9 protein-coding genes and 3 pseudogenes are annotated in these 13,648 nt (G+C 68.0%); 11 read left to right on the forward strand and 1 reads right to left on the reverse strand.

What is annotated here, in order from left to right:
• The first annotated feature begins 441 nt into the window (after positions 1–441).
• From ACIRP2_RS38935 to ACIRP2_RS38970, 8 genes and pseudogenes are all read left to right on the forward strand, one after another.
• Positions 442–1,185, forward strand: coding sequence for an MBL fold metallo-hydrolase (locus ACIRP2_RS38935; RefSeq protein ID WP_404258502.1), 744 nt, complete (start codon positions 442–444; stop codon positions 1,183–1,185).
• A gap of 72 nt (positions 1,186–1,257) precedes the next feature.
• Positions 1,258–2,465 (forward strand): annotated as a pseudogene (locus ACIRP2_RS38940) (serine hydrolase domain-containing protein).
• Between the two features lie 421 nt (positions 2,466–2,886).
• On the forward strand, positions 2,887–3,783 hold the full coding sequence (locus tag ACIRP2_RS38945) for an aminoglycoside phosphotransferase family protein (protein WP_404258503.1): 897 nt from the start codon (positions 2,887–2,889) through the stop codon (positions 3,781–3,783).
• Between the two features lie 1,228 nt (positions 3,784–5,011).
• Positions 5,012–5,866 (forward strand): alpha/beta fold hydrolase, encoded by an 855-nt coding sequence (locus tag ACIRP2_RS38950; protein WP_404258504.1) that lies wholly within the window; start codon positions 5,012–5,014, stop codon positions 5,864–5,866.
• Between the two features lie 280 nt (positions 5,867–6,146).
• Positions 6,147–6,485 (forward strand): annotated as a pseudogene (locus ACIRP2_RS38955) (hypothetical protein); the annotation flags it as partial.
• Positions 6,486–6,742: 257 nt separating this feature from the next.
• Positions 6,743–6,955, forward strand: a pseudogene (locus ACIRP2_RS38960) (IS5/IS1182 family transposase); the annotation flags it as partial.
• A 124-nt stretch (positions 6,956–7,079) separates the two neighbouring features.
• Positions 7,080–7,622 (forward strand): GNAT family N-acetyltransferase, encoded by a 543-nt coding sequence (locus ACIRP2_RS38965; RefSeq protein ID WP_404258505.1) that lies wholly within the window; start codon positions 7,080–7,082, stop codon positions 7,620–7,622.
• Between the two features lie 354 nt (positions 7,623–7,976).
• Positions 7,977–8,120, forward strand: a complete 144-nt coding sequence (locus ACIRP2_RS38970; protein ID WP_404258506.1) for a hypothetical protein — start codon at positions 7,977–7,979, stop codon at positions 8,118–8,120.
• Between the two features lie 334 nt (positions 8,121–8,454).
• On the opposite strand, the gene ACIRP2_RS38975 is transcribed toward ACIRP2_RS38970, so the two are convergent.
• Positions 8,455–9,363 carry an aldo/keto reductase gene (locus tag ACIRP2_RS38975; RefSeq protein ID WP_404258507.1) on the reverse strand — a complete coding sequence of 303 codons (909 nt, stop codon included), beginning with the start codon at positions 9,361–9,363 and terminating at the stop codon, positions 8,455–8,457.
• Positions 9,364–9,867: 504 nt separating this feature from the next.
• On the opposite strand from ACIRP2_RS38975, the gene tap reads away from it, so the two are divergent.
• From tap to ACIRP2_RS38990, 3 genes are all read left to right on the forward strand, one after another.
• Positions 9,868–12,054 carry a telomere-associated protein Tap gene (gene tap / locus ACIRP2_RS38980; protein ID WP_404258508.1) on the forward strand — a complete coding sequence of 729 codons (2,187 nt, stop codon included), beginning with the start codon at positions 9,868–9,870 and terminating at the stop codon, positions 12,052–12,054.
• Positions 12,055–12,057: 3 nt separating this feature from the next.
• Positions 12,058–12,615 carry a telomere-protecting terminal protein Tpg gene (gene tpg, locus ACIRP2_RS38985; protein ID WP_404258509.1) on the forward strand — a complete coding sequence of 186 codons (558 nt, stop codon included), beginning with the start codon at positions 12,058–12,060 and terminating at the stop codon, positions 12,613–12,615.
• Positions 12,616–13,139: 524 nt separating this feature from the next.
• Entirely contained in the window at positions 13,140–13,646 is a 507-nt protein-coding gene (locus ACIRP2_RS38990; RefSeq protein ID WP_404258510.1) for a hypothetical protein, read from the forward strand.
• Positions 13,647–13,648: the final 2 nt, after the last annotated feature.

Genomic DNA, 13,648 nt, shown 5'->3' on the forward strand with positions numbered 1-13,648 from the left:
AAGCGCCGACACAGGTGTACTGATCTGCGTGCGCGCCCTTGGTTTTGCTGGCGCCGTGAACGGTCGGGCACATTCCGCTGTGCCGGTTTCTCACGTATCCCACCATGAAGCCCGCGACTTCGCTGACAGTCCGTGAGAAGCGGACTGAGGTACGGTCGAGGCCGCTGTGGTCGTCCCCCTCAGACTTGCTGCGGCCCACGCAATGGCTGCCGCGGATGCTGTAACCTTGATCATTTCTACCCCGCCGTGTTCCACTTCCGGTTGGTCCACCCGTTGCAGGACCACTGGGTGATCGGTGCGTTGTTGATGGTCGACCCGCCCTATGCCCTGAGATGGTCGCACCGCCGCCGACGCCACCAAGCCATCGCCCAACGATGCCACTACGTGAAATGAGTCAGCTCAGGACACGAAATCTGACGGAGTGCTCAGTAAGGTCGCCGCATGCGACTCACCGTCCTCGGCGGCTGCGGAGCCTGGCCGACCGCACAACAGGCCTGCAGCGGCTATCTCCTTGACCACGACGGCTTCCGGCTACTGATTGACCCGGGGTACGCGACCTTTCCCCGGCTCCTCGACCATGTCACCCCCGACGGGGTCGACGCCGTGCTCGTCAGTCACGGCCACCCCGACCACTGCGCCGACCTCAACCCGCTGCTCCGGGCCCGTGGCCTGAGCGACACTCCGCCGCCCGCGCTGCCGCTGCACGCCCCGCACGGGGCACTCGACGCAGTGCTGGCGTTGGACAAGCCGAGCATGCTGGCCGCCGCGTACACACTGTGCCCGTTCCGGCCGGGGGAGAAGTTCGGGATCGGCCCGTTCGCCGTCGACACCTGGGAGCTGCCGCACTTCGTGCCCAACGCGGGCCTGCGGCTGACCGCCAACGGCACCACCTTCGCGTACACCGGCGACACCGGACCGAGCCCCGAGATCGTCCGGCTCGCCCGCGGCGCCGACCTCTTCCTGTCCGAGGCCACGTATCTGCACGAAGTGCCCGACCCGGGCGATGCCCCGTACCTGCTCACCGCGCGCGGCGCCGGACAGTACGCCGCCGAGGCCGCCGCCGGACGGCTGCTGCTCACCCATCTGTGGCCCGGAACCGACGCCCACGCCGCGACCGGGGTGGCGGGGAAGGCATACGACGGTCCGGTGGCCGTCGCGACCACCGGTCTCGCCGTCGAGCTCTAACTGCTGCCCCGGGCCGGACCGGGAAACTGCCGGCCCTACGCCGCCTCCACGCCGCCGTCCTGCTCCGCACGGGTGAGCCCACCATCCGCGGCCCACGGCCCCGACGCCGAGGCGCTGTGCACGGCGATCGCCGGGCTCCCTGACCAGAACGCCACCGCGGCGCTCATCCGCGTGCGCGGCAAGGGGAGTTGGCGCGGGGCGGTCGGGGTGCGGGACATTCGGACGGGGGTGCCGGCGCTGGAGAACGCTCGCTTCCGTGCAGGTTCGGTGACGAAGGTCGGTCACCGCGTCCATCGTGCTGCAACTCGCCGCAGAGGGGTGCATCAGCCTCGATGGCACCGTGCAGCACTATCTGCCGGAGCTGCTCACCAAAGGGCTGTCCCGTAATCCCTGGCGGGCGCGCGACGACAGCTACGGCACCTCGCCGCGTTGTCGGAACATCCGCATACATCCAGTATGCGGACGTCCCTCCGCCTTGCGATGTACCGCATCCGACGCCGCGCGCTGATCCACCAGGGATTACGGGACAGCCCTAAGGACTTCCGTAGTCCCATCACCGTACGGCAGTTGCTGAACTGCACCAGTGGCCTGGCCTCCGGCGCCTACCTCGGCGACACGGTCAAGGAGGACTATCCACACCGCTTCGAAACGCTGACGCCGCAACAGGTCGTGGCAGCCTCCGTCGCCCAGGGCCCGCAGTACGACCCTGGCACCCGGCAGGAGTACGGCAACATCCACTACACCGTCCTCGGCATGCTGATCGAGAAGGTCGCCGGCGACTCGTACGCCCACCAGGCGGCCGTGCGGATCTTCCGGCCACTCGGCATGCGCGACACCTCGTTCCCGAAGGGCTCCGACCCGCGCATCCACGGCCCGCACAACCGCGGATACGACAAGTTCGACGGTACTTTGGCGGACGTGACCGACTGGAAAATGTCCGACCGGTGGGCGGCCAGCGACGTGATCTCGACGACCGCCGACCTCGAGCGACTGCTGGTGGAACTGTCCGCGGCCGGGTGGTGCCCAGGCCACAATTGAAGGAGATGTTCACGCTCCCGGCGGACGTGCCCGGGGCGAGGTACGCCGCGGGACTGGAGCGGTTCGAGCTGAACGGCAAGGTGCTCTGGGGCAAGACGGGCTCGCACCCCGGTTGCGCCACAGTGATCGCCGCCACCCGGATCCTGTTCCGGACACTGGTGTACTCCGTGAACGCGACCGACGCGACGGGCGACGGCATGCCCATCGTCCAGCGGTTCGGGTTCCTGGCGTTCAACCGCTGACGATCGCGTTGCGGTGCCGGATCGCGTTGGCCTGTGCGGCGGGCGAGTCAAATACCCTGTTTGGTGCGGAGGTTGGGGCACGTCCGGCCGCGGTAGCCAAGTGAGCAGGCGGTTCGCGTCCGATCGGCTGCAGGGCCTGTCGGACGAGCCGAGCCCGGGGCCGCCTCGCACGGTGAGCGACGAGTAGGTCGAGGAGGTGGTCGTGTGCACGTTGGAGTCCACCCCGAACGTCACCCACTGGTCAACGAGGGAGATGGCCGAAGCCAGCGGCCTGTCACCCTTCGGTCTCAAACCGCACCTGGTGGACACCTTAGAGCGCCGACGAGATCTTCGAACGCCTCGCCGGATATCTGAACAGAATCAAAGACTCATGACGCCAGCGAAGAACGAAGAACGAAGAACGAAGAGGGCAAAGGACAACATGGGCATGCATGACGATCAGGTGGAAGTGACGACGGAGACCGTCGCCACATTGGTCCAGGAGCAGTTCCCGCAGTGGAGCGGCAAGGAGATCCAGCTCCTGAAGTCCTCCGGGACGGTCAACACGATCTTCCGCATCGGCAACGACCTGTCGGCACGTTTCCCCCTGCGCCTCGTCGATGCCGCCGACAAGCGGACAGTCCTCCAGCGGGAGGCCGAAGCGAGCGCGGAGCTGGCGCAGGTGTCTCCGTTCCCCATCCCGCAGCCCGTGGCCCTGGGAGAGCCTGGAGTGGGCTATCCCATGCCGTGGTCGGTGCAGACGTGGCTGCCGGGAACCGTCGCGTCGGACGCCGACCCGAGCGGGTCGCACGCCTTCGCTCAGGACCTCGCAGACTTCATCGAAGCCCTTCGGAAAGCCGATATGCGAGGGCGGCGCTTCAACGGCCAGGGGCGTGGCGGGGTTCTCAGCGACCATGACGCGTTCATGGAGAAGTCCTTCACGGAGAGCGAGGGGCTGCTGGACGTGCCGCGGGTGCGCCGGATGTGGGGCCGCTTTCGGGAGCTGCCGCGCGAGAGCGATGACGTGATGAGCCACGGCGACCTGATTCCGGGCAATGTGCTTGTCTCCGGCGACCGGCTCAGTGGCGTACTGGACGGCGGCGGCTTCGGTCCGGCCGACCCCGCGCTGGATCTGGTCGCCGCGTGGCACCTGCTGCAAGAGGGACCGCGTGACGTGCTTCGACAGGCCCTGGACTGTGACGAACTGGAGTGGGAGCGCGGGAAGGCATGGGCTTTCGCACAGGCGATGGGGCTCGTGTGGTACTACGTTGACAGCAATTTGACGATGAGCAGGACAGGGAAGCAGACGCTCGACCGCATCCTGGAGTCGACGCAGTGACGTCCTCCCTGCGCGAGGCCATCGGAGTCCGTTGCCCGGTATGACCTTCTACAGTGTGCGCGGATGACTTGGAGTGGCGTCATCTGGGCCTCGATCCGCCGGTCTGTTTCTGAAGTGATCTTTTGAGGCTTCGAGGGTCGGGGTGGCGGGGTTGTGACCGGGCCGGGCAGGCGGTACTTGCTGGTCTGCCAAGCTTTTCCGCTGTTCTGCTCCGGTGGGGCCCTGGCGGGGCGGGATGGTCGGGGCGCCAGGGCGCTTCGGGTGGGGCGTGGGCGGTGTCGAGCAGTTGTGTCCAGGCATGCCGCCAGGACCATTGCCGGGGTAGGCGCAGGGTGATGCGCCGCGCGGAGCGGGCGATCCGGGCCGGGACGTGGATCAGGTGGGTACGAAGGGATAATTCACCCTGCTCTCCCACGACGGCGGGTTTGACCAGGTCACGGGCCCGATGCACGATCAGTTGGGCGGTGACCCGCTGGGCTTTCTTGCGGTTGCGACAGGCGAACGCGGTGGGGGCGGGTATCTCGGCGACTTCGGCGGCCGAGATGAGTTCTCCGGTGTCCGGTCGGGTACGTAATCTGCTGCCATGCCGTGCCCGGGATGCTCAGGACGGCTCGTTTGATGGAGGGGTTCATACCGGTCGTGATCGAGAAGTGGGCGCCGGCCCGGCGGCAGGCAGCGATCACCCCGGCGTTGTAGAACCGGGAGTCCGCCCGCAGGATGCGGGTGCCGGTGCACCTGGTCTGCCCGGCGGTGGCCAGAGCTTCACTGACGAACTTCGGGGCGCCGCGGGAGTCGGTTGCTCGGCCAGCCGCATCACCGGGACCAGCCTGGCCTGCGTGATCAGATTCAGGTCATCGAACGCAGCGGAGACCGCCGTCGACGTATGGGAAACCAGCATCTCGGAAGTGCCTTGCTGATTGCGCGTGCCGGAAGCGCGAGGAACTCCCATCATCGCAGGGCACAAGGCACTCCTTCATTTTCCCAGACGTCATCTACAGGCATCAGCCGTGGCTCGAGGTCTAAGGGCTGTCCCGTAATCCCTGGTGGGTCAGCGCGCGGCGTCGGATGCGGTGCATCGCAAGGCGGAGGGATGTCCACATACTGGATGTATGCGGATGTTCCGACAACGCAGCGAGGTGCCGTAGCCGTCGTCGCGCACCCGCCAGGGATTACGGGAGAGCCCTTAGGCTCAGGGAGTTGATGTGCCTCAGCTTCGGGAGGGTGACCTATGGCCGTGCACGTGACCGTGTGGGATGACAGCGATCGGGTCGGAGGAGGCCGGGCCCCGACAGCTTCGATGGTTCCGGTGACCCCGGAGGCCGCTGCTGCCCCCGCCCTCTTCATCCACAACATCTTCACCTGGGGCAGCGACTCCACGTACGGGTTTGCCGGACAGCGGCCCCTCGCGGACAGCCGGCGGCTCCTCCTGATGGATCGCCGGGGTTACGGCGACAGCCCGGACACCGCGCGCAGCGACTTCGAGGTCGACGCCGAGGACGTCGTGGAGGTTCTCGACGACGGTGCCTCCGCCGTGAGGCCCGGCGGTGCCCACCTCGTGGGGCACGGGAACGGCGCCGTCGCCGCTCTCATCGCCGCCGCGCGCCGACCCGACCTCGTCCGCTCCCTTGCCCTCATCCAGCCCTCCGCCTTCACCGCCGCCGCGCACCATCCAGTCGTCGCCGATCTTCTCGACCGGGTGCGCGACGGCGCCCCGGGCATCCCGGACAGCGTCACGCCGGAGCAGTATCTGCGTGCGTCCACCGAGGGGTTGGGGATGGCTATGCCCGAGCCCACGTCGCGCCGGCTCCGTGCCGTTGCCACCTCCATGAGAGAGCGGCCCATCTGGGAGGCGGAAGTCCCGCTGGAGGTGATCCGGGGCGCCGCCCTGCCGATTCTGGTGATCTGCGGAACCTGGGAGCGTGCGCCGGCCGCGTACCGCGAGCACGTGGGGCTCCCTCTCATGGCCGTGGCCGAGTCCCTCACGGACTCCCTCGGGGGCCGCCTCCTGCGGGTACCCGGTTACTACCCCCACACCCAGGAGCCTGCCGTCGTCAACGCCGTCCTGCGGGAGTTCTGGGGCTGACCCGGTTCGGTACGGGCTGCCAGTCCCGCGCGGCCGCCCCTTGCCTGGCGGTCCGTCTCATCAGGTGCAAACCGCATGTGGGGCATGGACTATTTGATGCCCGGACAGATCGTCTCGGTGAGAGGCTGGGATGTGGATGCCGCAGAGGTTTCCGCTGGTGCGGCTGCTCTACGGGATGCAACTGCCCGCCCAGTCGCAGAGCCCCCTATGCGGAGGGGTGAGAGGCGGACGCCACCGCCGAGGACCTCGCCGCGATCGCCCGCACCTGGTGACCTTCGCGTCCGCCGCCGCACGCAACGAAGGCGTCGGGGTCTGCTTTCAGTACTTTCCCGACGTGGAAGTCCTCCTGGACGACGGCTACCTCGGTCTGCGACGCGACCACCGCGGTCAGGCCATCGCACCGCCCAGGAAGCCGAACAAAATCGCCCTCACTCATGTCCACGCAGCCGGAGAACGACTCCGTCACCAGCACTCCTCCAAGCGCATCACCGTCGAACACGCCCTCGCCGATCACAAGCGCTGCAAGCAACTCACCCGCTGGACGCACCGACAAGACCGGCTGCCTTCCACCTACCAGGCCATCGCCGGCCTCGTCTCCGACCACGCCGCGGCCATCTGAACAACGACCCTCAACAGGCGAACACGACCCACCCGCTATCACGCACCAACTCGTAGGGCGTGTTGCAGAAAAGCTGTGCGAGCGGGGTGTTGCGGGCTGATTCGTTGTGGGTTGAACGTTCACCGGGCCGCGGGTGAGGCAGTGCGACCGGCCGCTGAAGGTCGTGCGTGAACGGGGTGGAACGGGCCCGGCGGGGGCCGGCGGCGGTGCCTGCCGCCGGTGGACCGGGTTCTCCTGGTGGTCGTCTGCTGCCGACCGTCGTCCCCCACCGCGAACGACCCGGCCGCCCACTCCTGCCCGGCCAGGAATCGGACAACGCGGAACATCGACACGTGGGGGCCCGCGTGGAACACGCCCTCGCCCGCATGAAGCACTACACCATCCTCCGCGACTGCCGACAGCGCGGAAACGGCCTCCACTACGCAGTCCCAGCCGTCGCCACCCCGCACAACCACGCCCTGACGGCGTGATCCGCAAAAGCGCAGAAGCCGGTTCAGCCTGCCCGGCCCGGCCTTCTGCAGCACGCTTCAGGGCGTGTATCGAAAGTGCCCGGTGAGGATGGCGGGGAGCCCATTTGTGATCCAGAATGATTGAATGGTCAGGCTTGAGACTCCCCGTTTGATTCTGCGTCGCTGGCGCGAGGAAGACATCGCGCCCATGGCTGCCGTCAATGCCGACCCCGAGGTCATGCGGTGGATCCGTGACGGCAGCGTCCGTGACGAACAGCAGACTCGCGACGGGGTCCAGGCATGGGAGAGCGAGTGGGAGTCACAGGGCTTTGGCCTGTTCGCGGTGGAGATCCGGTCCACTGGCCGACTCGCCGGGTTCACCGGCCTTTCGGTGCCCGACTTCTTGCCGGAGATACTGCCGGCGGTTGAGGTCGGTTGGCGGCTGGGACGTTCCCACTGGGGGCAGGGCTTGGCCACCGAGGCCGCTGCGGCCGCTGTACGGTTCGCGTTCGAAGAGCGAGGGCTGGAGCGGATCGTCAGCATCACTCAAGTGGGCAACGACGCCTCCGCACGGATCATGACCAAACTGGGGATGCACCCGGTCCGTGAGACCGTCAATCCCACCTGCGGTCGGCGAGTACGGGTGTTCGAGTTGTCGTCGGATCAGTACGTCACAACCACTCGTTGATGGCCGCGATGCGTGCCGTCACCTCGTAGCGGACCGCGGGTTTGATGCCAGGATGTCAAGCAGCAGCTGGTGGGGGACCACTCACTTCTGGGCGAACGATTATTTGGTCGATCTCTCGTGCGACGTAGCGCTTGAGGCAGCGGATGGCTTTGCGACGCGTATTTCCCTCGCTGATGTTCCGCTCCACGTAGTCACGGGTGCGGGTGTCCCAGCGCAGGCGTGCCAGGACGATCCTTGTGGGTGTCCACACCGAGCGCGACGTCATCGGCCGGTTGGGATACGTGGCGACGGGGATGAGTGGTCTGAGTCACGCTGGGCACGGTTGCCTGCCTCCTGAGCGCATCGGGAACACCGGTGGCAGACGCCGGGCAGGGTGAGGCGGTCACCATCAGCCCGGCGGCGAGCGTCCAGGACTCCGTCGTCGGCATCGACCTGATCGACCAGGTGGACGGCGGCTACCGTCAGCGCCTGGTGGAGCCCGCCCCCCCGCCTCGGTAGCGACACGGAAACCGTCCGACGCACACCCGGGACCGGGGGACTCACCCCGCTGCCCGAGCGCTGGACCGTGGAGCGGGCCTACGTATCACTATTGCTCCACCGCCGCCTGGCGCGCGACGACGAATCCCCGCCGTGATCGACCTGACGACCCGCCGCCTCACCGGCGAAGCCGCCATCTCCTGGCGCGACCCGGCACCACAGGGCCAAACGCCTACTCCGGGATGAAACATCGGGAGAATACGACCTCCCAGAGGGTCCGCTATCAGGGAGTTGCCGGACCCTCTATGTTTCGAGTCGGTGATCGGTGAAGTGGCTTCCTGCGGGCGACGGTCTGTTATGTGTCTGCTGGCTGCAGCGAGGTGAGGCGTGCCATCTCCTCGTTCGAGAGCCGCAGTGTGCCGGCCGCCATGTTTTGCGCGAGGTGTTCTGGATCACCGGTCCCTGGAATCGCCAGCACATGCGGTCCTTGCTGCAAGGTCCAGGCCAGCCGGACTTGCGCGACGGACACGCCATGTGCGCGGGCGACTGCGCACACCACCTCGCTGTCGTCGGCGGCCGGACCCGCCTCGCGCCCGCGACCGGCGATCGCGAAGAACGGGACGAAGGCGAGGCCGAGTTCACCGCAGAGTTGCAGGAGTGCCTGGTCCTCACTCGACGCACCGATCCCGTAAGGGTTCTGTACGCAGACGACCGGGGCGATGGCCCGGGCCTCGTTCAGTTGCTCGGACGTAACGTTCGAGATGCCGAGGTGGCGGATCAGCCCGGCATCGCGCAGCTTGGCCAACGCACCGAAGTGCTCGCCGATCGAGCCGGTTCGTCGGCTGGGTGGCACGCGCAGGTTCACCACGTCCAGGTGATCGCGACCCAGTTGGCGAAGGTTCTCCTCGACCTGGCCGCGCAACTGCTCCGGCGTGGCCCACCACCACGCGCCCGAGGGATCACGGCTCGGCCAGACCTTGGTGGTGATGACCAGATCCTCCGGGTAGGGCGTCAGTGCCCGGTTGATCAGCTCGTTTGCAGAACGCGTCGCCGAGAAGTAGAACGCAGCGGTGTCGATATGGTTCACGCCGAGCTCGATTGCCTGCCGAAGCACGCCGATCGACTGCTCGCTGTCACGCGGCCTGCCGCGGTCGAAGGGCGCGGTGCCCGTCAGGCGCATTGCGCCGAACCCGATGCGGTTGACGGGCAGGTCGCCAAGCAGCCAAGTATCCGTGGCTGCCGCAGTGTTCGTTCGTGGATTCATGACATGGATCTCCTCTTGCTGACTGGGAAGGGGAACCGGCGGGCGGGCGCAGCGTGTTCAGGCCGCTCGGAAGGTCGAGCACCCCGTAGCAGGTCCACCAGTGCCGGGGTGGGTGGGCCCCGGGCATGAAAAAAAGCCTCCCCGGCGGATGGGGATCCGCACCGGGAAGGCTCACGCGATGACCAGCATTCTAGCAGGGCGGCAAGGGCGTCCGTCAGCAGGCCATCGGACAAGGGGGCTTCGGGCACGGTCGTCCCGGCGATAGAGGGGCCAGGCACGTCGGATGAGGCAGCGACCGTCCAGCACCCGCACCGACTGGCGGATGTCCTCGTCCCGCTTGTTGGCCTCGTCCTCAGCCCGGGCGGTGAGGCACTCGGCTCAGTCCCTGCGGGCGTAGGCGAGCAGCGGAGTGCGGTGTGGCGTTGCATCCCGGTCACGCTCTCATTGGGCAATCCATGTGAAATCCAAGGAGCGTTTCAATATGTAATTGGTGTAGGGTGTGGCATGGAGGTGAGCTCTGTGCCCACTGAGGACGAGCTGTTCAGCGCGGTGGACGCGCTGCTGGACCATGTCGCCCAGGACGATCTTCCGCCGCCTCGGGAGCGCAGGCGTCTGCGGGAGGCATCCGGGCTGAGTCAGGAGCAGATCGCGAAGGCTTTGAAGAGTAGACGCGAGACGATCGGGAACTGGGAGTCCGGCGAGACCGAGCCCAGGCCGCCGAAGCGCGCCGCCTACGCCCGGCTGCTCGAGGGCCTCGCTGAGCGCTTCCCCGCCCCGGATGCCGACGCGCCCGCCGCTGCCCCGGAAGCGTTCACCGGCCCGGACCCGAAGCCGGCCCCGGCGCCCGCCGTCGTACCACCGTCCCGCGTGGTGGCGAGCAGCGCCGAAAGGCCGGCCGCGGCGTCGCGGCGCCCGGGTGCGAAGAAGGCGGTGGCGAAGAAGACCGCGGCGGCTGCTGTCGATCCGCGCTTCGAGAACGGACCGCTCGCCGTGATCGACTGCGAGGACGGGCAGGTGTCGGCGTACTGTGTCGGCGGCCTGGTCCTGGACGTGTCGGCCAAGACGATGTCGGCGCTGATCGATTGGACGCTGGCCGAAGCCCGGCTCGGGCAGGCCCGGCTGCACCGCAACGGCCGCGACGCCGACCCGATCCTCGTCCTCACCCCGTCCGCGCTGGAGCGCTATGGCCTGCCTGTCGTCCTGTCGGAGGAGGAGCGGCGCCATGGGCGGCTCGGGGACGGTCACAAGGTGGTCAGGCAGCTCGCCAAGGCAGACTGGCAGTTGACCCGGCGTGGGTTCGGGCCGTGGGCCCGCGTCTACCGCGAGCCCGAGGGGGCCAGACGCCGTTGTGTCCAGCTGTGCATCCTGTCGTGGAACGCGCTGGATGCCCGGGAGTGGGACAAGAAGGATGATCCGCAGCTGCCGACGATGGACCCGGCTGATCTCGCCCGGTATCTCGGTCTGTATGCGGAACGGGTGATGACGCCGCGCGGCACGACCGCGACGACCGGCCTGGAGCTGATGGTCGCGTTGCGCCCGCCGACTCGTGCGGAGAAGGACGAGCGCACCGGCGAGTTCAAGCGCGCGTTCAACACTGACGCGCTCACCGCCGTGTATGACGTGGTGGAGTGTGAGGTCCCGGATGAGCACCCGTTGCTGAAGGGGAGGTTCGCCCGGCACCATCTGCGCGGCCCGGCCGAGATGTTGATGGAGGAGCCCTACGACTGGTGTCGGCCACTGACCGATCAGGAGTGCATGAACCAGTTCCTGGTCACGGTCGACATCAACATGTCGTTCGCCGCGGCCGCGAATGGGCTCACGGTGGGGCTGAACGGGCCGACCCATCTGAGGAACAACCCGAAGTTCGACGGGGCGCTGCCCGGCTCGTGGCTGGTGGACCTCTCGCGCGTGGACCTGTCCCGGGTGGAGATCAACGGCCGCACCGTCGACGGCGACCGGCTCCCGAGCCCGTTCACGCCGAAGGGCGACCGTCCCACCGGCCCGGCCTGGTACACCACTCCGACCCTCGCCTACGCGGTGGAGCTCGGTTTCGAGGTCGTGCCGGTCGAGGCGTACGTGCGCACGCAGACCGGCCGCTACCTGGACGCCTGGTACAAGCGGCTGCGCGACGCGTACGTGGCCACGATGGCCGACCTCGGGGTCACCACAGACCTCGGGGGGCAGGAGTTCCTGGACGCGATGGCCCGTTCCAGGAGCGTCGATCCGACGATGGCGCTGCTGGCGGGCGCGATCAAGGCGACGGCGAAGGGCGGCATCGGCAAGCTCCGGCAGCGCAGCCGGGGCCAGGTGCCGTACTACGAGCCGTGGCCGGCCCTTGCTCGGGAGACGTGGCGCCCGGACATCCGGGCCGCTGTGCTGGCGAGCCAGCGGATCGGCCTGCATCGCAAGTTGATGAAGACCGCCGCGGCGGCCGAGCTGTATCCGGTCGCGATCGGCACCGACGCGATCGTCTATCCCTCGCCCGGCCCGTCGCCGCTGGACGTCCTGCCGCACACCGACGAGGGCAAGCCGGTGCCGGGCACGTTCCGGCTCGGGGTCTCGCCGGGGATGGTGAAGCACCAGGGCACCCAGACCGTCCTGTGGGCAGAGCAGTTGTTCGAGGAACGCGGCGGCGTGTTCAACATCGCCAACCTGATCAAGACCGACCAGAGCGCCGGACAAGGGGAGTAACCGATGGTCGACTCGCTCGGGGACAGCCTGGACCGCGCGCTGGAGGGGGCGTTCACCCGCCGTATCCCGCAGAGCGCGCAGGCGCAGATGAAGTACCTGGTCAAGCAGCTCAAAGGCACCAAGGCCGTGGCGCAGGTGCTCGGGATCTCCCAGCGCACCGTGGAGCGGTACGTCGCGGGCAAGCTCAAGCGGCCCCGCCGGGAGCTGCGAGGCCGCATGGAGCGCGAGGTCAAGAGGCGGTGGCAGCCGCAGGTGCGCGCGAGGGCGAGAGAGAAAGCGGCCTCCACCGACGGTCTGGTCGTCTCCACCCGGGCGCGGTTCGGGTTCACCGCGGCGCCGGGCACGACCGACGACGCCCGGATCCGCGACATCACCCAGGCCCTGCCACCCGAGTTCGCAGACCGGCTGTTCACCGCGCGGGAGCAGGGCGTCAACGAGCAGCAGCTCCAGCAGATCGCGGCCGACGGCCTCGCGCAGATGTACTTCCGCGCGAACAACAGCCGCGCGCACGGCCTGGGGGTGGAATTCACCGACGTGGAACACATCCAGGTCGAGCTGTGAGCGGAGAGAGGCATGACCCAGATACGCCAGGGACCGCCACGGGATGATCTTGGCGGGCTCCGGCTGTTCAGTGCCGGGCGTCAGCCACGAGGGTGTTGACACGGTTCTCGTGCTCCCGGTGATTCTTGTGCTGTGCTGTGCTGTGCTGTGCTGTGCTGGGATGGCTGGGGTGCTCTGGGTGCTGTCGGGAGGCTGGTGGTGGGCTGTGGGCGTGGTGGTGACGCGTAGTGCGTAGGCCTGGCCGTGCCGTGCGGTCATGCCCTGGTTGAGCGCGGCTCGTTCGGCGGATTCCAGGTCGGCGGCGCGGATGAGGTCGGTGGCTACGCCTCCGCTGGTTTGCGGGCTCAATCAAGGCCTCCGGTACGCTTGTCAAGGTCCTGCCGCCATGAACGGGTGGCGGTGATGCGCCCAGGGTGACGGGGGCAAAGATGCGTCGCAGCGGGCTTGCCGGGGCCGGGTTGGTTGTGGTGTTGCTTCTTATGACCGGCTGCGGAGGAGGCGGCAGGGGCGGGACCGGCCCCTCGGTGACCACAGCACCGGCCAAGGGGGTGAACACGGGCTGCGGCCACTACCTGAAGCCGGAAACGGTCGCCGCGGCGCTCGGTGACAACAAGTTCGCCGACGTCAACGGGCATTTCCAGGGCGGCAAGGGGTCCTGCCTGGTCAATATCTCGGTCAGGGAGGCGGGCCGCAGCGGGAGCGGGCCGCTCCACACCGTCGCGAAGCCCTCGCTGGAGATCCTCGACTGGAAGGACCCCGCCCAGGTGGCCGAGTACGTCGGCGGGAAGTGTCACGCCACGTCGGCCGACGGAGCCACCAGGACCTTCAAGGGGCCCGAGGGGGCGTGCGGCACCTACTGGGCCGACCCTCCCGAGGAGTTTTTGGTCGGCGGCAGGGTGGACGCCTGCGCGGGCGAGGGTGGGAAGCTGCTCACAGTCACCGTCGACGGAGTCGACGGCACGCTGAAGCAGGATCGCGAGCACGCTTTCCGACTGCTGGCCGATGCCCGTGCCAAGTTCGCCGGACGGTGAGC

This window comes from Streptomyces sp. NPDC101194, assembly GCF_044767885.1.
In the GTDB taxonomy this organism is placed as follows: Bacteria; Actinomycetota; Actinomycetes; order Streptomycetales; family Streptomycetaceae; genus Streptomyces.

What these genes read in the sequence shown, in the direction of transcription:
- ACIRP2_RS38935 (WP_404258502.1), top strand. Translation starts at nt 442, where the DNA reads ATGCGACTCACCGTCCTCGGCGGCTGCGGAGCCTGGCCGACCGCACAA.
- ACIRP2_RS38945 (WP_404258503.1), top strand. Translation starts at nt 2,887, where the DNA reads ATGGGCATGCATGACGATCAGGTGGAAGTGACGACGGAGACCGTCGCC.
- ACIRP2_RS38950 (WP_404258504.1), top strand. Translation starts at nt 5,012, where the DNA reads ATGGCCGTGCACGTGACCGTGTGGGATGACAGCGATCGGGTCGGAGGA.
- ACIRP2_RS38965 (WP_404258505.1), top strand. Translation starts at nt 7,080, where the DNA reads ATGGTCAGGCTTGAGACTCCCCGTTTGATTCTGCGTCGCTGGCGCGAG.
- ACIRP2_RS38975 (WP_404258507.1), bottom strand. Translation starts at nt 9,363, where the DNA reads ATGAATCCACGAACGAACACTGCGGCAGCCACGGATACTTGGCTGCTT.
- tap (WP_404258508.1), top strand. Translation starts at nt 9,868, where the DNA reads ATGGAGGTGAGCTCTGTGCCCACTGAGGACGAGCTGTTCAGCGCGGTG.
- tpg (WP_404258509.1), top strand. Translation starts at nt 12,058, where the DNA reads ATGGTCGACTCGCTCGGGGACAGCCTGGACCGCGCGCTGGAGGGGGCG.